The organism is Pseudorhodobacter turbinis, assembly GCF_005234135.1.
Lineage (GTDB): Bacteria > Pseudomonadota > Alphaproteobacteria > Rhodobacterales > Rhodobacteraceae > Pseudorhodobacter > Pseudorhodobacter turbinis.
Genome location: NZ_CP039964.1, coordinates 98,655 through 121,353 on the forward strand (window position 1 = coordinate 98,655; position 22,699 = coordinate 121,353).

Here is a 22,699-nt window from a genome sequence, read left to right on the forward strand (position 1 = left end):
ATGTCTATCGCTTGTACCCTTCGTGCTTGCCTTGCTGTTGCACTGGTTGGAATGGTCTTCCTTGATGCGCCGGCGACAGCACAAACAGCAGAGCTTCCGACAGCAACGGCCGAGGCAAAGGTCGCAGACTTGACGGGCTTCCGGTCTGCGCAATTCGGGGATGACGTGGATGCGGTGCTTGCGGCGATCAAAGCCGATTTCGGGTTGGAGGGCGATGCAGTCAAGCTTGGCCTGAACACGGTAGAACGGACGCAGGTGATTACCATCTCTGTGCCGGATGTTCTGGCGGATGGCGGGATTGCGCAGATTTCCTATATCTTCGGGTATCAAAGCAAAACACTGATACAGGTTGGCCTGTTATGGGCACCAGCCACCGATCCGGCGATGACGGATGCGATGCTTTATGCCAACGGCGATGTGTTGCGGGCGTTTTTGGCCTCGGCCGGATATGTGCCCGAAACGGTGACGCGCGATGTTGTGCTGGAAAACGGGATTTTATTGTTCCGTGGATCGGATGCCAAAGGGCATACGGCGATTTTGCTGCTTCAGGGGCGTTTTGAGGAAAAGGACGGGCTGCGCACGCTGTTCCCCGAAAATCTGACGCTTTTGTATGCCGTCAGTCCTGACAATCCGGACATCCTGACGATTAAAAAGGGAGATTTCTGATGGGCGAGCGCGTTGATGTGCATCACTTGGAAGAGTCTCGACTGCATAAAGCACGCCAACGGCGTGCTTTTTTTAATCAACTTCTGGTCAGTGCAAGCCCGCTTGTTATGGGCGCCCTGATTGGGGCCGGTGTTGTGGAGCCTGTCTTTGCACAGGCGGTTAACCTTGATCTGACGGCCAACAACATCATCCCGGATGGTCGTACGCGGACCACCATTAAGACAACTGGCAAGACGTCGCGGATCTCGACCAAAACCGTGTCGGGGGATGTCGGGTTCAACACCTTTTCCGATTTCCAGCAGGCGGCCGGTACGCGTGTTGATTTGCTGATGCCGGATGGTGCGGGAAACCTGGTCAACATCGTCAAAAATGGCGTTGTGATCAATGGTGAGCTTAACAGCGTCATGAATGGCGAGATTGGCGGGAATATTTTCTTCTCGTCGTCGAATGGTTTCATCGTTGGCCAGAACGGGCGTGTTAATGTCGGCTCGCTGACCGTGAATACCCCGACCAAAGAGTTTTTGGATCGGGTCGTACGCGCAGATGGATCCGTTAACAATGGCGTTGCACGCCAGCTTATGCGCGGCGAAATTCCGATGTCTTCGGATGGCAATATTGCCATCATGGGGCAGGTGAATGCCAAAGGGTCGATTACCTTACAGGGCCATACTGTGTCCGTTAACGGCGACAGCGGGCCATTGACCGGCACCGACCTGAGCCAGCGCACCAAATTCAACGCAACCGTCAACGCAACGGGCATGGTTGAGGGCGGGGCGCTTGTTGCCTCGGGGGGGCGGATTTCGATTGTCGCCAAGGGCGCGGCACGCATTGCCGGCCGTGTTGACGTAAATGCCAAGACGTCTGGCGAAAAGGCGGGCAAGATCTCGATCACGGGCGGCGACATTGCTGTTGAAAGCGATGCCTCGCTGACGGCCGCAGGTGATGCGGGCGGCGAGATTGTTGTCTTTGCCGATGGCGGTCTTGTGGTGCAGGACGGTGCAACCCTGAATGCGGCTGGCCTTGGCGCGGGCGATGGCGGGTTCATCGAGCTGTCTGGGCGCGATGCGCATATCGGCACCGTTAACCTTAACCTGTCGTCGGGCAGCGGCACGGCGGGCACCTTGCTGATCGATCCGTTCAACCTGTTCATCGGCGGTGCGTCCACCCTGTCCGGCCCGTCGGATGATGCCAGCATTTCCACCAATATCATCAGCAGCGGCGCCAATATCCGTTTGGAGGCCGATAACTCGATCACCGTCGTCGCGGGTGGTATTCTTGACAGCCGGATTATGACGGCTGGCGTGTCCACAGGCAATTCGGGCAGCATCACCCTTGATGCGCCGATGATCACGCTTGAGGACGGCTCCAAGGTGCTGGCGGGCGTTACCACGGGCGCTGCATTTGCGGGGGGCGATGTTACCTTTAACGCGGTGCGGGCCAATGGCGGGGCGGCAGGCATTGTGATCGGCAACGGCGGTGCGGGTGGCCCCGAGCTGACGGGCCGGAACATCACATTGACCGCCAGCTCTACCGTGGATCAAAGCAGTTTGCTGTTGGCACTGCCGACAGCAACAGCGCAGATCACCACGCATGGCGGCACGATTTCGGCATCTGGAACGTTCAAAGCCACAGCGACAGCAACCGCAGCCGGCGGGCTGACCCTGCTGCCGCTTGGCGTTGTGGTGACCAATGTTACCTCGGGCGTTGATATCAAAGGGGGCACCATCCTGTCCGCCGCCGCGTTGGACGTGACGGCGGCATCGACGACCGTGTCATCCATCGTGACGGAATCGCTGGCCCCTGTGGATTCTTCGGCGGATGGTGCCGTGGCGGTTTCAACGATCAACAGCACCGCGATTGCGCGTGTTGGCGGGGCTGCGGTGGTGAAGGTCACGGGGGCGACAAGCCTGAGCGCGGAAAACAGTGTGACCTCGACCTCGGATGCGACACCGGCGGCTGCGGCCTTTGGGGCCAGCGTGGGCGTCAGCGTGATTAACGCCGTCACGACCGCCGAAATCGCCGAAGGGGCATCTGTTACAACCGGCTCTCTGGCAATCGGCGCCGCAACAACCACAAGCGTTAACGTCAAAGCCATCGCCGGCGCAGGCGGGGCCACCGAGCCGTCGACCGGAAGCCAGGCCGTGACATATCTGACCGACAGCAAATATGGCGGTCAGGCAACAACGGATGATGGCGGCGTGTCAGTTGCCGGCGCGATTGCAATTTCCGACCTTACCTCGACCACGAATGCGCGCATCAATTCAACCGCCGTGACAAATGCGGCCGGGGCTGTCAGCGTTTCGACAAGCAGTGCCAATAACGCCGCTGTCATTGCCGATGGCTCTGCTGTGGACTCGGACACCGGGGTTGGTGTTGCCTTGGGGATCAATATCGCCAAAGTGGCGAATGATGCGGTTATCACAAGCGCTGTCAATGCCGCCAGCGCATCGCTTTCGTCGCTTCGGCCTGCTGCGGGCAATGTCTTTACCACAACAGCGACGTCCGGTGCAGGGGCGACGGATGTGGGCCTTGCCGGGTCATTCGCCTTGAACCTGATTGATACGCAGGCAATGGCGCGCGTCGCCTCCGGTTCTGTTGTTACGGTGGCGGGCGGGGCGGTGTCTCTGGCGGCGGACAATGCGACGCAATCCAGGGCAAGCGCATTGCCGACTGGCGGTGGTGCCTCGGGCAAGAGTGTCGGCGTGGGGGCCGGCATCGCGATGAATATCGCGTCCAACCGCAGCACGGCGGAGGTTTCTGACGGCGGTGTTGTTACGGGTGCGGATGATCTGACGCTTGCGGCGTCGGGGACCTATGCGGGGGTGACCAAGGCCGAGGCGGGGTCGTCGGGGGGCGTGTCGGTCACGCCTGCGCTGGCGCTGTCGATGATCAACAACACGACGACGGCGCGTTTGGGCACGGGCGGCCCGCAATCGGTTACGGGCGATGTGATCGTGTCGGCGGCACAATCCTCGACCATCACGACCGAGGCTTCGGGCAAGGCCGCCGGATCGAAGGCTGCCATAGGTGCCGCCCTTGCGCTTGCGCTGGTCGACGACCGCGCGCTTGCCACCACGGCCCGCAATGTCGCCGCCACCGGGGCAGTCTCGTTCACGGCTGCCGGGGCGTCATTGTCAGGCCTGAAAGCAGAAGCCTCGGCTGTGGGGGCGGCAGCGGAGGATGAGGCCGCAGGCGGCGGTGATGTGGACACGACGGTGACCGGCTCTTTGACCTCGGGCAAGGACAAGCAGGCGGCGGCGGGCGTGGGCGATGATGACCAGCGCGATGCCACCGCCACGGCGGCCGCGGATGAGGAGGGGCGGTCTGCCTCGACATCGGAAGGCAAGGTTTCTGTTGCGGCGGCGGTTGGCGTTAATGTGCAAACCTCGACTGTGACGGCCGCGATCCCGGACGGGGTCGCGATTTCTGCGAACGGCGTTCTGACGCTGGCGGCGATGAACAATACCGACGGCAAGATCGAAGCGGTTGGCGATGCCGTTGGCACCAAGGATGACGCGGGCGAGATGCCGCCTGCATCAAAGGTCGGTATTGGGGCCGCGGTCGCGGTGAACGTGGTCAAGGCGCGCAATGACGCGCTTTTGGGGGATGCTGCGCATAGCGCGGGGGGGCTTTCGCTATCGGCGACCAAGCGCGATGTTGCGGCCTATATGGCGGACCCTGCGACGGCGGCGCTGCGCGGGGATGTGTATCTGGCCAAGGCCTCGTCGGGGGCAGGCGGGTCCAAGGTTGGGATCGCGGGTTCGGTTGCGCTGAACCTTTTGGATACGCAATCGGTGGCTCGCGTGTCGGGGGCCGCGACAGTGGCAGTCACTGGCGGCGGTGCCGTGTCGCTTGTTACCGACAATCGCACGGATGCCACGGCAGAGGCGCTGCCGGTTGGCGGCGGTGCGACGGGGGCGACGGTTGGCGTTGGCGCGTCGGTTGCGATGAATATTCTGGCGAACCGTTCGTTGGCGGAGGTTTCTGACGGCGGTGTTGTTACGGGTGCGGATGATCTGACGCTTGCGGCGTCGGGGACCTATGCGGGGGTGACCAAGGCCGAGGCGGGGTCGTCGGGGGGCGTGTCGGTCACGCCTGCGCTGGCGCTGTCGATGATCAACAACACGACGACGGCGCGTTTGGGCACGGGCGGCCCGCAATCGGTTACGGGCGATGTGATCGTGTCGGCGGCACAATCCTCGACCATCACGACCGAGGCTTCGGGCAAGGCCGCCGGATCGAAGGCTGCCATAGGTGCCGCCCTTGCGCTTGCGCTGGTCGACGACCGCGCGCTTGCCACCACGGCCCGCAATGTCGCCGCCACCGGGGCAGTCTCGTTCACGGCTGCCGGGGCGTCATTGTCAGGCCTGAAAGCAGAAGCCTCGGCTGTGGGGGCGGCAGCGGAGGATGAGGCCGCAGGCGGCGGTGATGTGGACACGACGGTGACCGGCTCTTTGACCTCGGGCAAGGACAAGCAGGCGGCGGCGGGCGTGGGCGATGATGACCAGCGCGATGCCACCGCCACGGCGGCCGCGGATGAGGAGGGGCGGTCTGCCTCGACATCGGAAGGCAAGGTTTCTGTTGCGGCGGCGGTTGGCGTTAATGTGCAAACCTCGACTGTGACGGCCGCGATCCCGGACGGGGTCGCGATTTCTGCGAACGGCGTTCTGACGCTGGCGGCGATGAACAATACCGACGGCAAGATCGAAGCGGTTGGCGATGCCGTTGGCACCAAGGATGACGCGGGCGAGATGCCGCCTGCATCAAAGGTCGGTATTGGGGCCGCGGTCGCGGTGAACGTGGTCAAGGCGCGCAATGACGCGCTTTTGGGGGATGCTGCGCATAGCGCGGGGGGCTTTCGCTATCGGCGACCAAGCGCGATGTTGCGGCCTATATGGCGGACCCTGCGACGGCGGCGCTGCGCGGGGATGTGTATCTGGCCAAGGCCTCGTCGGGGGCAGGCGGGTCCAAGGTTGGGATCGCGGGTTCGGTTGCGCTGAACCTTTTGGATACGCAATCGGTGGCTCGCGTGTCGGGGGCCGCGACAGTGGCAGTCACTGGCGGCGGTGCCGTGTCGCTTGTTACCGACAATCGCACGGATGCCACGGCAGAGGCGCTGCCGGTTGGCGGCGGTGCGACGGGGGCGACGGTTGGCGTTGGCGCGTCGGTTGCGATGAATATTCTGGCGAACCGTTCGTTGGCGGAGGTTTCTGACGGCGGTGTTGTTACGGGTGCGGATGATCTGACGCTTGCGGCGTCGGGGACCTATGCGGGGGTGACCAAGGCCGAGGCGGGGTCGTCGGGGGCGTGTCGGTCACGCCTGCGCTGGCGCTGTCGATGATCAACAACACGACGACGGCGCGTTTGGGCACGGGCGGCCCGCAATCGGTTACGGGCGATGTGATCGTGTCGGCGGCACAATCCTCGACCATCACGACCGAGGCTTCGGGCAAGGCCGCCGGATCGAAGGCTGCCATAGGTGCCGCCCTTGCGCTTGCGCTGGTCGACGACCGCGCGCTTGCCACCACGGCCCGCAATGTCGCCGCCACCGGGGCAGTCTCGTTCACGGCTGCCGGGGCGTCATTGTCAGGCCTGAAAGCAGAAGCCTCGGCTGTGGGGGCGGCAGCGGAGGATGAGGCCGCAGGCGGCGGTGATGTGGACACGACGGTGACCGGCTCTTTGACCTCGGGCAAGGACAAGCAGGCGGCGGCGGGCGTGGGCGATGATGACCAGCGCGATGCCACCGCCACGGCGGCCGCGGATGAGGAGGGGCGGTCTGCCTCGACATCGGAAGGCAAGGTTTCTGTTGCGGCGGCGGTTGGCGTTAATGTGCAAACCTCGACTGTGACGGCCGCGATCCCGGACGGGGTCGCGATTTCTGCGAACGGCGTTCTGACGCTGGCGGCGATGAACAATACCGACGGCAAGATCGAAGCGGTTGGCGATGCCGTTGGCACCAAGGATGACGCGGGCGAGATGCCGCCTGCATCAAAGGTCGGTATTGGGGCCGCGGTCGCGGTGAACGTGGTCAAGGCGCGCAATGACGCGCTTTTGGGGGATGCTGCGCATAGCGCGGGGGGGCTTTCGCTATCGGCGACCAAGCGCGATGTTGCGGCCTATATGGCGGACCCTGCGACGGCGGCGCTGCGCGGGGATGTGTATCTGGCCAAGGCCTCGTCGGGGGCAGGCGGGTCCAAGGTTGGGATCGCGGGTTCGGTTGCGCTGAACCTTTTGGATACGCAATCGGTGGCTCGCGTGTCGGGGGCCGCGACAGTGGCAGTCACTGGCGGCGGTGCCGTGTCGCTTGTTACCGACAATCGCACGGATGCCACGGCAGAGGCGCTGCCGGTTGGCGGCGGTGCGACGGGGGCGACGGTTGGCGTTGGCGCGTCGGTTGCGATGAATATTCTGGCGAACCGTTCGTTGGCGGAGGTTTCTGACGGCGGTGTTGTTACGGGTGCGGATGATCTGACGCTTGCGGCGTCGGGGACCTATGCGGGGGTGACCAAGGCCGAGGCGGGGTCGTCGGGGGGCGTGTCGGTCACGCCTGCGCTGGCGCTGTCGATGATCAACAACACGACGACGGCGCGTTTGGGCACGGGCGGCCCGCAATCGGTTACGGGCGATGTGATCGTGTCGGCGGCACAATCCTCGACCATCACGACCGAGGCTTCGGGCAAGGCCGCCGGATCGAAGGCTGCCATAGGTGCCGCCCTTGCGCTTGCGCTGGTCGACGACCGCGCGCTTGCCACCACGGCCCGCAATGTCACCGCCACCGGGGCGGTCTCGTTCACGGCAAGCGGGATTTCCGCTTCGACCTTGACCTCGGTTGCAAGTGCATCGGGCGCGAAAGATGCAAAAGATGCGGATGCGGCCCCGACCAGTACGGGTGGGGATAGCGTTGACAAAACGGCAACCAAGGAATTTCAGGCGGGTTCCGGCAAGCAGAAAACCGCGGGTGTAGGCGATGCCAACCAGCAGTCGGCCACAACGACTGCCGCGAATGATGAAGATGGCCGCTCGGCGAAAACCTCGGAGGGCAAGGTGGCTGTGGCTGCCGCTGTTGCGATCAACGTGCAGACCTCGCGGGTTGATGCCCTTGTTCCCGATGGCGTGCGTATTGCAGCGGGTGGCGCGATCAATGTTGCCTCGGGTGCGACGACAAGCGGCGCTGCGCGCTCTGACGGGCAGGCCGTTAAGGGCGAAGACGGGGCCACTTCGGAGGTTGGCATCGGCGTCGCGGTGTCGGTCAACGTGGTCAAGGAAATCAACACAGCCTATCTGGGTGCGGCGGTGCATTCCGGCGCGGGTGTAAATGTACGGGCCTTGCAGGCAACGGGTGCGGCGACGGATACGTTTCTTGCCTCGGCCATCTCGGGTGCCGGCGGCTCCAAGGTCGGCATTGCGGGATCGGTTGCGCTGAATATCCTGACGCTTGAGACCTCGGCGCAGATTGCCGGTGGGGCCGTGGTCGCGGCGGGTGCCGGTACCTCAAACCTGCAAGCGGTGAACATGATTTCGGCCACAGCCACGGCGGCCCCTTCGGACGAAGGTGTAACCGGCGGCAAGGTGGGCGTAGGCGCATCTTTTGCAATGAACCTGATAGAGGCCACGACCAGTGCGGAACTGCGCGATGGGGCCACCTTGACGGGGGGCACGGGCCTTGCGGTTGCGGCGACATCGGGGCTTGATACCACGACAGAAGCCTCGGCAGGGGCGGCAGGCGGTATTGCGGTGGATGCATCGGTTGCCTTGGCGCTTTTGAATCAGACCACGGTTGCGCGGATCGGAACCGGCGCCGCCCTGACAATGGGGGCAGGTGCGGTTAGCGTTATTGCGGCCAATACCGGCACGAATATTGCGAAATCGACCGGCGAGAACAAATCCGACAAGGTGGGTGTTGGCGCATCGGCGGCTGTCGTTCTGGGGAACGGGCTTTCGGGTGGGGCGCTGAACAACACGTCGCTGACGACTGCGGTACTGGCGCGCTCGGTGACGGCGGGTGCGGTAACGATTAACGCGTCGGCGGCGCGCAGCTATGATGCCAATGCCACGGCGACGGCGGGCGGCGGTGATTTCTCCTCGACGGATGAGAAGAAGAACGACAAAACCGGCGGTACCTCGACCACAGCGGATTCGCTGGACAAGACCAAGGACAGCCAGCGCGATCAGGACGGAAAATCCACGGGCGCCAAGGTGACTATCGCGGCGGCTGCGGGCATTGCGGCGGCGCAAGATGTGGTGACCGCGCGGCTGGAAGGCGTCACGGTCAATGCCTCGGGTGCGGTCAGCATCACGGCGACGAACACCGTCGGCATGACGGCATCGGGAATTGGTGCCGCCAAAAATTCGAGCAGCAAGGTCGGCATCGGTGTCGGCGTTGGTTTGGCGATTTTGAACAACACCACGACGGCCAATATCGCCAATGGTGCGATCATTACCAATGCAAATGGCCTGAGCTTGTCAGCCACCTCGCGCGAAAACGCGTCAGAGCCTTATCTTTCGAAACTAAGCGCGCTTGGTATTGCCGGGGCATCGGGCAAGAACGTGTCTGTTGCGGGCGCGCTGGCTGTTGCCATCTCTACCGGCGAGACCGAGGCCAGCATCGGCAGCAATGTCACTGTCACCAATGGCGGCGCGATGTCGGTTGCGGTGGACAACGAAAGCAACCTCTCGGCCAAGGCGCTCGCGGGGTCGGTCTCGACCAGCGGGATCGCGGTTGGCGGGTCCATTGCCGTTGTTGTGGCCCAAAAGGATTATGAGGCCAGCGTTGGCGCGAATAGCAACCTGACCGGCAGCGCGCTGTCAGTGACGGCGATTAACCGCAAAATCGATGCGGCACCGGATTTCGATTTTACAAACCTTGATGATCTGGAAGCCTTCGGGGATCTGCTAAAAGATCTGGCGACAAGTAAATTGCTAGGTAATTCAAACTATTACGTAGAGGCCATTGGCGGTGCCGGTGGGTCCGGTGTGGCTGTTCAGGGCTCATTTGGGGTTATGGTCTTTTCGGATAATCTGTCGGCCAGCATTGGGACGGGTGCGACGATAAATGTCGGGACGGGGGCCGCCGCCCTATCCGCGAACAGTGCCTTTGTGGCGAAATCTTTGTCGGGGGCGCTGTCTGCCAGCACATCCAGCGCGGCTGTTGGCGTGTCGTCAACGGTTGTGGTCAGCTCGGGCACGACAATTGCGCAGTTGGCGGATAACGCCCGCGTCACCTCGGCGGGGTCATTCTCGAACATCGCATCGGCATCGCAGGATATTCGCAGCTATGCGGCCGCAGCCTCGGCGGCGTCATCGGCGGGCGTTTCAGGTGTGGCAGGCGTGGTCACATCGAACAATCGGGTCGAGGCGCTGATGGGGCGCGGGGCGCGCGTTACGATTTCGGGGGCCGGCGCTGTGTCGCTTGATGCGACCAATACCTTTAAAATCTTTGGTCTGGCGGCTGGCGTGGGCGTTGGCAGCACCGCAGGCATCGGGGCGGCGGCGACTGTGGTCGTGGTCGACAACACAACACGCGCAGCGCTTGGCGATGGCACATCGGTTGCGGACCGCGCCGAGATCAACACAAACGGCGCAATTTCCATCCGCGCAACGGCCACGGAAGATGGCGATCTGTTCAGCGTTGCGGGCGCTGCGGGTGGCACGGCAGGCGTCGGGGCCGGGGCCGGGATCTACGTTCTGGGCACGACGACCGAGGCGCGGATTGGCAGTTATGCCAAGGTCGGGAATGCGTACAATGCGGGGTCTCTTGTTGTTGCGGCTTCGGACATGTCGCGGCTGTTTGCGGTTGCCGGTGCTGCCGGTGCCGGGGGCACTGCGGGCGCAGGCGCGGGCGTTGCGGTTGGGGTGATCAACAAGACCATCACGGCCGAAATCGGCGCGTCAACTTTGGTCGAGGCAGGCAATGTCATCATCGATGCGAAAAGCGCCGAGAAGGTGTTCAATACCACCGCCGGTGTTGGCGTTGGCGGAACCGCCGGTCTGGCGGGGGCTGTCACGGTGCTTGCGGTCAATCCGACAACGACGGCCCGTATTGGTTCATCGTCGCGTGTGCTGGCCGATGGCAATGTGGCTGTTATGGCCGATAGCAAGACCGAGATTGATATGCTTGACGGCGCCTTTGCCGCAGGGACGGCGGGCGTTGGCGCATCGGTTGGTGTGACGGTTATCAATGCCACCACCTTGGCGACTGTGGATGCAAACGCTGAGGTGACCGCGCTTGGCAATGGGGCAGAGCAAAGCTTTATCACGGGCTATACCTCGAATTTTGCGAATTACGGGGCTGATGACGGTTTTGCTGCGGCGGACTTCAAGGCAGATTCGACGGCAGAGCTTACGGATGCGAATGCCGCCGCAGCGCGCAGCGTCGGTCTTCAGCTTCTAACGCAGAGCCGGACTTCGACCCCCACAATGGCAAACGCGCGTGGCGTGATCGTGAATGCATCGGATAAGACCTCTGTGCGTGCGCTGTCTGTTGCCGGTGCGGTTGGAGCGGTTGGTGTGGCGATCTCGGCGGGCGTGCCGGTGATCACCACAAACACCAAGGCGCGGATCGGCGCTGGCGCGCAGATCAACCGCATTGCGGGCACGGCGGCGGATGTACAAAACGTCAATGTGGGCGCTGCAAGCGATGTTTACACGCTGGGCTTTTCCGGCGCTGTTGCAGGCGGTTCCGTTGGTGTCGGCGCAGGCGCCAGCGTTATGGTGATCGATACCACGACCGAGGCGACCGTTGCGGCAGGTCAGGTAACGGCGCGCGGCGATGTCGTGGTCGCGGCACGCGCGACCCAGGATATCGTTGGGATTGGCGCGGCGGGTTCTGCAGGCACGGTTGGCGTTTCGGGCGGTATTTCGGTTATCGACGTGACGACCAAGACCAACGCGACCCTTGCCGGAACGGTAACCGCGCAGGGCAATGTGGATGTGATCGCCGATGATAGCACCCGCACGGGTGTCTTGGCGGGCGCGCTTGCGGTTGGCTATGTCGGGGTTGGGGCGGCGATTAGCGTCGTGAACCTGAACAAGGAAATCAACGCGGCAATTCTATCCGGGGCGGATGTAACGGCTTTGGGTCTGCGGGGCGACCATACCATCTTTACCGGTGACAGCTTTGGCGCCACGCGCACGGCATCGCGGGGCATAAACGTGCAGTCGAATTCGGCACAGTCGGGCTTTACCCTTGGGGTTGCCGGAACGGCGGGCGGCGTAGGTGTTTCGGGTGTGATTACCCTTTACCTGATGGATGTGAAGAACACGGCCTCGATCGGCGATAGCGCGTCGATCAACACGGCGGGCGGTGGGGGGACGACACAGGATGTGTCGGTGACCGCGCGTGACGAGACGGTGACCTCGGTGGCCGCGGGTGGCATTGCCGCGGGTGTGTTTGGGGGCATCGCGGGTGTTGCCGATGTGGGCGTGTTCAAAAATACCGCTGCGGCCTCGATCAGCGATAATGTGACCCTGAATGCGCGCCGTGATGTGCTGGTGTCGGGCCTGTCGAACAAGGCGGGCGAGGCCTATGTCATCGGTGCAGGTGGCGGGATCGTCGGTTTGGCCGCTGGTATCGCGATCTATAATTATGGTGACGGTGTTGCGCCGGGCGGCGCGGCGGACAAGAACATTGGCGAGGCAAGCGACGATGGTTCGCTCAGCTTTGCCAGCATCACGAGTGACGCCCAAGCGCAGGCCAGTTCGGGGATCGCGAATGACCAGCTTGCTGCATCCGATGATGCGCGGGTGCGTGAGATCAGCCAAGCGGCCCAAGATCGCCGTGCTGCTATCGACATAGCCTCGGCGGCATCGAACCTATCCATTCCGGCGGGCACCTCGGCCAGCATCGGCAGTGGTACAATTATTGCGGGTGGCATTGTCGGGGTGAACAGCTCGGACGCGCTGAACGTTAAACTGACAACAGGGGCCGTTGCTATTGGCGCTGTTGGCGGTGGGGCCGGGATTGGCGTTCTGACGGTTGATACCGGCAGCACAGCCCAGATCGACGGCACCGGCACATTGCAAGCGGGCGCGGTGAACGTGCAGGCGCTGACCAACCATACGCTTGCCGGTTTGCACTTTGCGGGATCGGGCGGTCTGTTGGCGGCGATCAGCGCGGATGTCGGTGTTCACACTGACAATTCACGCACCTCAGCCGTGATCCGCCGCAAGGCCATCACGACCGGTGGTGCGGTTGCGGTAAATGCAACATCCAACCGAGACATAACCGTTGATGCCATCGGGGTCTCTGTTGCGGGAACGCTGGCGGTGGGTGCATCGGCAGGTACGGCGACCATCGGTGGCACAGTTACTGCTGCCGTCACGAATGGTGCCACAATCGGCACATTCGGCGCACGCGCGGCCTCGGTCTCTATTGCCGCCACGGCCAATTCTTCGGCTGATACAGAGGCTTATGCCGTTGGCGGAGGCATCGGTGCTGCCCTACAAGGGGCCGGCTCTTTTGCAACGGTCAAACCCACGGTCATCGCCTCTGTCGACTCGGCACAGATCTTTGCGACGGGGCTTGCGAATGTCAGCGCCTCGGCAACCGGATCGTCGCTAACCCTTGCGACCGGTATTGCCGTTGCGGGTGGCCTTGCTGCGGGGGCGTCATTGGCGCAATCCGAAGTGGCGTCCGATGTAAGCACAACCGTTTCAAACGGGTCGGGCATCACGGCACAAGATATTATCATCGGGTCCTCAGCCACGACCGGTGCTGTGAAATCCAAAGCCATCGGTGCGGCAGGTGCGCTTGTCGGCCTGAACGCTACGGTCACCAAGGCCAAGAATTTTACCAACACGAACACCCTTGTTGCGGGTTCCGCTTTGTCGTCCTCGGACAAGACAACGGTTTCGGCGAGCAACTCAACAGGTCAGCTTGCCGATGGCACCGGTATCGCGGCCGGTTTTGTCGCGGCGGGTTTCAACGTCTCGGATGCGAGTTCCCGGACAACGACAACTGCGGTCCTGACCAACCTTACATCCCTGACGGCGGGGTCGCTTACCGTTACGGCATTGGGCAATGACACCAATAATGCGGTAACGGAGGCGGGCAGCGGCGGCGTTGTTGCGGGGTCTGCGGCGACGTCGAAAACCTCGACGATCAGCACCACACGTGCCGCGGTAGATACCACCGGAGCGGCGGCTTATGGCGTGAATGTTGCGGGCGAGGCGATCATTTCGGCGCAGCACAACACCAACTTCAGCGGTCTGGTTGACAGCACGCAGGCATCGCTTGTTGGTGCTAGCGGGGCAAATCTGTCTCATGTCGTCGAGAGCACGGTTGATGCCGAAATCGGCAACCGCGTACAGCTTTCTGCGCAAGAGCTATCGCTGTTGGCCCATAATATTACAACAAACCCGTTCCTTGCGGGCGGTGCGACCAATGTGAAATCTATCTCGGGCGGGTTGGCAAGTGTGCCAGCCGGCGGGGCGACTGTAACCATCACGCATGATACCTCTGCAACGGTTGGTGCGCTTGCCGCCGTGCAACTGGCCAAACCTGTTTCCGGCCCGTCGCTGTACCGTCAAGAGGCCTATAACAACATATCCTCCAAGCAAAAGGTCAACCTTGACAGTGGGGGTGCCATAGCACTTGCCAATGCCGAGGTTGATGCGGTCATCACCGCCAATGCGAGTGCATCGGTGGGTGATGCGGGCAAGGTTCTGGTGGATTACGGCGACATCCAGATTGCCGCATGGGGCGAAAGCGATGTTGATATGCGCTCGACCGCCACGACTTACGGTCTTGCGGGGGCCCCGTCGGGGGATGCAAATATTACCTATACCGGCATCAATAAGGTTGATGTCGGGAACAATGCATTGGTTCAGGCAACGGATGGCGACAATCCCACCAATGGTGATGTGCCGCGCTTTGCGACCGTCACAATCGGTGCGGGCAATGGCCCGTCTGGCGAGATGGCAAATCTGACGTTCAACGCTACGGTCGATATTTTCAACAAGACGGCCATTCCAATTCCCACGGGGCCAAACCCAACGGTTATTGTTGCGAACTCGGGTCTTGTTACGGTGGGTTCGACGTCCTCGACCAATATGGCGCTTGACCCGCAAGGCATACGCGCGGCGGGGGACATAAATATCAATGCGACGAAGGGGAGTATCAGCGCGCGTGCCGTCGGCACCGGCAAGGACATTTACCGCGAGGGTTTGGCAAAGGCGGCCTCGGCCATATCGAATGCCTTTGGTGGCGGCGATGTCAGCTTTGACTACAAGGGTGGGTCGACGAGCATTGATGGTGGTCTGTCGCGTGTTACCGTCAACGGGCGGATCGAAACCAGCATCCAAGGGTATAAGACCCTGACAATCGACGAGACATGCGAACCGACAGTATATGCCTGTATCGGCAATGATTCATCTGGGAATATCAAGTATACCGTTTCGGGACCAAACCCCGTGGGGACAGAAATTCTGGAGCGGGTGGCAGAGCTTACGAAGTTGATAGAGGATTATGACAGCGATCCGATCGCCAAAGCGGCCTATCAAAACGAAATCAGGTTCCTGCAAAACAAGCTGGTGGGGCTTGGTCTGGGGTCATTTGACGCGGCGGGCGATTATGTCGCCGGTACCTTTGCCGGCCCATCGCCCAAGGTGGCACTCTTGGCTGCCGCGGCGGAAGAGGCGACCAATATAGCAACTGTCAAGGTTCAGCTGGACGTTGCAGCCCCGACAAATATCGTGGATGGCCTGACCGTCTTGGTCGACACCGTTCGGGACGTCTACACTGATGCGGCCAATGGCTTGAATACGGCGGTCGATACCACACTGACGGATATCCAGGCGATCAGCACCTATAGCGCTGCCACGCATGGCGCGACGGTAACCGCACTTCAGGCCCTAAGGTCCGAGGGTTTGGCCGCCGCCAATGCCGCCAAAACAGCAGAGGCCAATACCATCGCATTGCGCGATGCCAATGTCGCCAAAGCGGCCGAAATCACGGCGGCGCAGGGGGCACTTGAAACCGCACTTCTGGCAAATAATACGTCGGCGGCATCAACTCAGCAGGGGATTATCGCCGCTGCGCAAACGGTGATCGCCAATAATTTGACGGCGATCAGCACCAACACTGCGGCCATTGCAACACAGTCCGCGATTGCGCGCAACAAAGCGTCGAGTTTGCAAACCGGGCTGACCGGCCTGTTGAACAGCGTGCTTGCCATTCCGGCGACCGGAAGCGCCAGCGAGATTGCTGCGGCAAATACCAGCAATGCGGCCATCCGTGATCGGCTTACTGCTGCTGGATCGGCCTCTGATTACTTTGTCACTGCGGGGGCGTTGACCAAGGTTGGCTTGTCGTCCACGCATTTGGGCACCAGCGTTACCAATCTTTCGGCAGTGCTGTCGTCAATCAATACTTCGGTTAACACCTTGAAGGCGAACACCGGTGCGACCCCGGGCACCGTTGCAGGCTCGAAATCGCTGGCCCAGTTCGTTGGCCTCCTAGGGACGCTGACCACCAGCTATGCCAGCATCACCCAAAGTGCGGCGGCTGCGTCCAGCTCTTCGGGAACTCCGGTTGCCTATGCGATCGAGGTTGCCGATACGGCGGCGCGTCTGGGCAATATCTCTATTTCAAGCGATCAGTTGCGCACCACAGGCGGCGGCAAGCTGCTGGCGCCCGGCGATGCAAAGATCCTGATTACCAACAACACGCACCATACCCTGAAGCTGGGCAATCTGATTGTTCCCGAATATGATGCGGGCAATCTGCGGTTCAACGGTGTGCTGGTCTACGGGCCCGATGATATCACGTCGCTGAACTCTGGTGGTTTGGCTTCCGGTTTTGTGGTCAGCGGTGCCAATAGGGATGTTGTGACCTCGCGCACCTCTGACCGTGGGACGGTGGTCATCACCTCGACCTACGCACCCGAAGCGCTTCCCGTCGCGAAGCGCGAAATCGCGCCGGATATCATCCTCAAGCGCGGTTCGGTGATTGAAAACACCACCGGTTCGGTGAAAATCGCGTCGGAGGCCGGAAATATCTATGTTCAGGGCACGATCAATGCGGGCTCGGTCGATATTCTGGCCAAGGATGGCGATTTCGTTGCCAGCTATGTCAACGGGTTCAACCATATCGGCGGCGACCCTGCCAGCTTTACCGACCACACCTCTGTGACGGAACAGGGGCCGGGGATCACGGCAAATGGCGCAATCTCTATATCGGCGCGTTACCTGAACATCAACTCGACCATCCAGTCCGGTGTTGCCGAGTGGAACCTGACGCTGGGCAATAATCCCACGTTGACCGCCAGCCGTGAGGCGATCGGGGTAACCCAAGCGGCACTTGATGCGGCCAACCTTGCGAATGCCGCGACCGTAACGAACCAATATGGTCAGACCATCAATATCAACCGCGTAGCGGCGGGCATTGATCCGGCCGAACTTGCCCTTGTTGTGAACCAGTACAAGGATGAGGTTATCGCCAACGCGGATGCCGATCCTGTTCGTACAATCTCGATTTTCGGTGTGGCCACGCAGGTTAACATCAAGGACTACCTGTCCGAGAACATTGACTTTAGCCTCCAGTTCGACAAGGCGGTCGCCGATGCTTATGCCGTGGCCAACACGGGTGGCGATGCAATTTTCTCGGTTGTCAGCAGTTCTGCCAGCGACAATATCGGCGCGTCATATGATGCGAATACCAAGCAGTATTTTGTCAACGGCGCCTCGGTCAAAGGCGGGTATATCCAGCTGTTTGGCCAGATCATGAACACATCCTCTTCGACTTCGGTCGGGCGTTTGAATGTGTTGGACGGCTTTGGCACGATCAGCATTAACAACGCATCCGATATTCCGGTGGTACTGCGCAACCTTAGCACCGGCGCCGATCCAAGCGGCACCCTGCGCGGCGTTGAAGGCAAGATCGAGATTACCGATGTTATCGGGCTTAACACGTCCGTGGCCAATAACCCGGTTATCTCGGTCCGCCAAACCACATACACGCGTGATTATGTTCCGGGCGACGCGAATGGCGTGGTGCGTATTGCCACACAGACCGGCACCATCAATAATGCCGATGGCAGCTTGAGCCTTGGTGCGGTGTCGCACGGCATTGGCGGCGATCGTACCGCGACTTACGCCCCTGTCGCAGACCAGCGCTATGTCTGGACCACGGGCGAAGAGTATTCAAGCACCTCGTCCTACTCCAAGGTTTCGACGGAGGCGTTTGGCTCTTCAGATCTGACCATCTCGTCGTTCGACAGCCTGACCCAAAGGGGTACGCCGCTGCTATTGAGCACCTATCGCTTGGGCGATGGTACCTATGTGACGAAGGTTGAAACGATCACCGGTGGAGCACTGAAAGAAGTTAAAGGCGCTTGGTTCCAAGACCCGGCATCGACAGTGACCTCAAACGGGGCGCTGAACGTTGCTGGCGATCAATATACATCGGCCAATGACACCACATTCACCAAGAATGAATTTGAGAATACAGGCTCAAGCTCGCGTAGGTGTAACTGGTGGACCCTTTGCATCGTGTCGAGCAAAACCTATTATTCCGAGCTTCATCAGGAATATACGACGATCATTACGGAATCGCTGAAAGCGGATTACCCGATTGGCGTGAACTTTATCGGCACTAACACCGGCGATAGCGGCATCGCGGGCAAAACGGCGATCAACGTCACTTCGGATGCCAATGTGATCCTGACCGGCAATCTGGATGCGGTCGCGGGTACCATCACGATCAACGCAGGGACAGATAGGTCCATTGTTCAAGGCGATCTTGGGGCTGAGTTGAAGGCCAAGACTATTGTGCTGGATGCAGGCGGTTCTGTGGGCGGGGCGCCCAAGCCCTTGCTGCCGACCGATGCTGCCGGACCGGCGCTTGCGGTCAACCTGACGGGAACCACCGCCGCCGGATTTGGCGCCCTGTCGGCCAATGCCGCAAATGGTGTGGTCTCAATAATGTCGCGCGGGGATCTGGTCGTGGATCAGGTCACGGCTGCGGGCAGCGTGGCTGCGGGCAATGGCAAGATCGATATCTTCTCATACGGCTCTATTGATGGCATCGACCAGAACGCGCTTGTTCAGGCCCCGCGTGTGGTCCTGACCTCGTTGGGCGGGGCTGTGGGCAATACGGCGACCGGATCGCTGTTGCAGGTGAACACGGGCTTTAGCGCCGATCCAGCAGATCGTCCCTTTGGTGACCCAGAGGTCGATCCTGGCTTGGACGGTAACGCGCTTCTTGGGCTTACGGTTACGGCCGCTGGTGATATCGGTATCCGTTCGGCCGGTTGGGCCGGGAACGCCGATGGCAACATGCTGGTGGTCAAGGCTTCGACAACCGGTGGTGATGTTCGCCTGTCGGCGACGGGCCAAATTCTGGATAACAATCCCGTCGAATCCATCGACCAGCGCACATATGATGAGCTGTTGGGTTTCTGGGAAAGCCTTGGCCTGCTGGCCGAAGACACCGCGCGCGGTGTTGATGGCTCGGTCAACGCCGACAAGCAGGAAAATGCCATTCTGGCGTTTGAGGCGTCGTCGACCCAGACCTATAAACAATACTGGCGTATTCGTGGCACAGCGGCCTATGACCCTGCGGCCACGGTGACGATTGACCCGGCTTCGGCACAAGGTCGCGCGCTGGACGCCCAGTTCCGGGCCGAGGCGATTGAGGCAGGCAACCCGGATCCGAACGCCTTTGTTGCTAGCCGTATTCTGGATGTCGAGCATCAGCAGACAGCCGAGTATCACCGCCTGCACAGCGTCGTTGGTGATCTGACGACGGGTTATGACGCCGGTTACAAAGTCACGGCAAGTGATGCGCAAAAGGCCGAGCTGACGCGTGGGTCGGTCTGGACCGAACGCGAGTTGGCCTTCTCGCTGGCACCCGGCGCGCTGAAAACGGTGACAGGCACCAATCCGGTGCTGAAAGACCCGAATGTTTCGGGCCGGACTGTCACCATAGAGGCAAATCGTGGGATTGGTGAGACGGTCCGTCAGGGGAGCGGCGAGATTGGTGTGTCGATCCGTTCGGACCTTGATCCACGCGATCTGACGCTGGACCAAAAGGTTGCGCTGGCATCTGCCGAACGCAATGACCTCCAGCTGACTGTTGGCCCCGTCAACCTGCCGACCGGAGCGACGGCGGAACAAATTGCTGCCTATGACGCGGCGGTTGCGCTGGGCCTTGGGGCGGCGGGTGTGACCACCACGCTTAACCTCGGGGCGGAATTCGGTACGTTGAGCGTGGTACAACAAGCCGCGCTGAACGCAGCAGCCCTTGGGCTGGTTTCGCCCTCGAACACGCTTTTGACCGTGTTGAGCAAGCGGCCTGTGAACTTCAACGCGGTCACCTCGCTGAACATAACGGTGCCAGATGTTTCAGATACCAACCCTGATATCGGCGGTGTCTTTGTCGCGTCGCGGGGCGGGGCAACGCTGGGCAATATCAGCACCTTTGGCGACACGCGGATCAAGGTCTATGGGAATATCATCAACGCGGGCACAAGCCTTGTGCAGACCGGCAACCTGATCCTTGAGGCGGCGCAAGGCAGCATCGGCACCGCATCGGTTCCGCTGACGCTTTCGCCGCGTGCAGGTGGCACGACCACAGCGCGTTCGCAAAACGGTGTCAATATTGCCTTCACCGGCACGGGGCTGATTGACACGGTCTATTCGCCGCAGAACGTCAAGCTGGTGGCGCAGAACGCGCTGTTGAATGCGCAGGATGACGAGTTGATCAACGTGCTTGGCGCGCAGGTCGTGTTGCAGGCGGTCACCGGTTCTATTGGCACCGCTGCGCGCAGTTTGAACGTCGGGGTTGGCCTTGGTGGGAAAATCACCGCAACGGCAGCGCAAGGGATCAACCTGTTCGGATCGGCCAACACCCTGTTTACCATAGGGTCGGCCAGTGCAGGCGGCATGATCAACCTTGCGGCTGCGGGTCAAGGGGTGATTGACGGGCTGGTGGAAACGACTGAAACTATTAGCATTGCGACGGGCGGGCGTACATTGTTCACCGCTTTGGGGGATGTTCATTCGGTCGCAGGACTGGTTGATATTAACTCTGCCTCGCTGAAAATGTTAAACGGTGCTGTGATCCGGGCTGATGCGGGTCAAGTTCTTGTTGCGACGGGCGGTGATGCACTGGTGACGGGAATTACATCCGGCAGCGCCTTGGCCAATGCGGTTTCGGTGACGGCAGGGGGCCGGATCTTTGCCGGAACCAGCGATCCGCGCAGTGACATCACGGCGATGACCGTGGGGGCAGGGGTCTTCTTGTCTGCGGGGCTTGGTATTGGTGGGCGGACACAGGCGAACGCGACCGCGCTGGACAATACAGTGACCGATGAGGCCAACCCGCTGCGCATCCGTACTCATACCCTGGCGGCTACGACAACGGATGGCGGCATCGAGCTTGTAGCACAAAACGATATGACACTGTCTAACCTGTCTGCCGCGAATGGGCCGATTGCCGTGAGCGGACTTGGTACGCTTGACGTCGCACTGGCCAATAGCGGTGGCAGCCAAAACTTTGATGCGCAGGGCAGCCTTACTTTTGGCAACCTGACAACCACCGGCCTTCCGGAGGATACAGGCGATATCACCCTGCTGTCGGTTTTGGGCGATGCCATCGGCGGCGATCTTACTGCGGCCGGATCGGTCAATGTAGATGGTAGCGCGGTGACGTTTGGCCAGATCATTACAGGGGCCGCCACCACCGTTCTTGCCACTGCTGGCGCAGTGAATGGGGGGGCTGTCGATGCTGGCACCCATGCTGCGATCACAGGCAGGGGGATTAGCGTTGATACGGTCAAGACAGGGGGCGATTCAACGCTTGAGGGCCTAACTGGCGCAGTGCGGATCAACACCAGTGTAAATGCTGGCGGGAGTTCGTCCATTTCGGGGAATGCGGTGACGTTTGACCGGATCACGACAGGCGCCACGACCACCGTTCTTGCCACTGCTGGCGCGGTGAATGGCGGGGCGGTCGATGCTGGCACCAATGCTGAGATCACAGGCAGGGGGATTAGCGTTGATACGGTCAAGACAGGGGGCGATTCAACGCTTGAGGGGCTGACGGGTGCGGTGCGGATCAATACCAGTGTAAATGCTGGCGGGAATTCGTTTATCACTGGTAACGGTGTCTATTTCGATAGCATCATCGCGGGCTTCGACAGCATCATCTACTCAACCGGTGATATTATTGGCCTGCTGGAAGAAGCGGGTGAGACGATTAAAAATATCGCGGGCTTTGGCACCGGCAACAGTGGCATTCTGGATGTAAAGGTTATGCAGGCCAAGAATATTGACCTGCAAGCGACGGATACGCTGGATGTGGGTGCGCTCAAAGTGGGGAAGAACTTGACGTTGCGCGCCGATACGATCCGGGCGCTCGATATTACACAGGTGCCGAACGGGCCGGACCCGCTGAACATCACGCTGACAGGGGCCGATGGTACGGTCGCCACTTTGGCGCAGCTGAATGTCGATGCTCCGGCCGGTGTTGTGATGCCAGAGGTGAAAGTGTCGGAAACGGTAATGACCACGACGGCAAAATTCGTCGATGTCGTCAAGGCCGCCGCGCCAATTCAAGGCACGTCGCCAATGGCGGGCACCTTCCTGTTGTCAACACCGTGGCAAACGGTGTTTGCAGATAATCGCTCGCAGACGCCCAAGGCGGACCCCGCCAGCAACGTGCAGCTATTCCTCGACGGGAAACCCTTTGAGCTCACGCTGGACGGCACCACGACAGCGACAGATTCCTATGTGGTTGTCTATGACAGCACGGTAAAGGTGACGAATGAGCTGGGTTTGCCCTATAGGGGGATCAGCCTTGTGCGGGATACGGTGCGCAATATGCGCAATGCCGACGACCGGATCTATGCCCCGAGTGCCACAGACCCGACAGATGACGAAGATGATGCGTTTGATTTGTCGGTGCTGGACGATTCCGTGCTCGAAATCGACGGGGTTGCCTATAGTGTCTATGTGCGGGGCGATGGCCCGGCGGTCCTTTTGAGGCAGTGATAAAAACCAACGGCTTAACGTCGGAATTCAAGAAGTTATTGGC

Annotated in this window: 4 protein-coding genes; all 4 read left to right on the forward strand. The window is 61.0% G+C overall.

The window, feature by feature from the left end; genetic code table 11:
* The 4 genes from EOK75_RS00450 to EOK75_RS00465 are packed head-to-tail and all read left to right on the forward strand — an operon-like array spanning window position 1 to window position 22,656.
* Complete coding sequence (locus EOK75_RS00450; RefSeq protein WP_137192110.1) at window positions 1–666, forward strand: hypothetical protein; 666 nt, start codon at window positions 1–3, stop codon at window positions 664–666.
* Window positions 666–5,666 carry a leukotoxin LktA family filamentous adhesin gene (locus tag EOK75_RS00455; protein WP_137192111.1) on the forward strand — a complete coding sequence of 1,667 codons (5,001 nt, stop codon included), beginning with the start codon at window positions 666–668 and terminating at the stop codon, window positions 5,664–5,666. Before EOK75_RS00450 ends, EOK75_RS00455 begins: the two co-directional genes overlap by 1 nt.
* Entirely contained in the window at window positions 5,561–6,007 is a 447-nt protein-coding gene (locus tag EOK75_RS00460; RefSeq protein WP_137192112.1) for a hypothetical protein, read from the forward strand. Before EOK75_RS00455 ends, EOK75_RS00460 begins: the two co-directional genes overlap by 106 nt.
* Window positions 5,974–22,656, forward strand: coding sequence for a hypothetical protein (locus EOK75_RS00465; RefSeq protein WP_137192113.1), 16,683 nt, complete (start codon window positions 5,974–5,976; stop codon window positions 22,654–22,656). Before EOK75_RS00460 ends, EOK75_RS00465 begins: the two co-directional genes overlap by 34 nt.
* The last annotated feature ends 43 nt before the right edge of the window (window positions 22,657–22,699 follow it).

Coding starts and splice junctions, on each gene's coding strand:
- EOK75_RS00455 (WP_137192111.1), top strand. CDS start 666: ATGGGCGAGCGCGTTGATGTGCATCACTTGGAAGAGTCTCGACTGCAT.
- EOK75_RS00460 (WP_137192112.1), top strand. CDS start 5,561: ATGGCGGACCCTGCGACGGCGGCGCTGCGCGGGGATGTGTATCTGGCC.
- EOK75_RS00450 (WP_137192110.1), top strand. CDS start 1: ATGTCTATCGCTTGTACCCTTCGTGCTTGCCTTGCTGTTGCACTGGTT.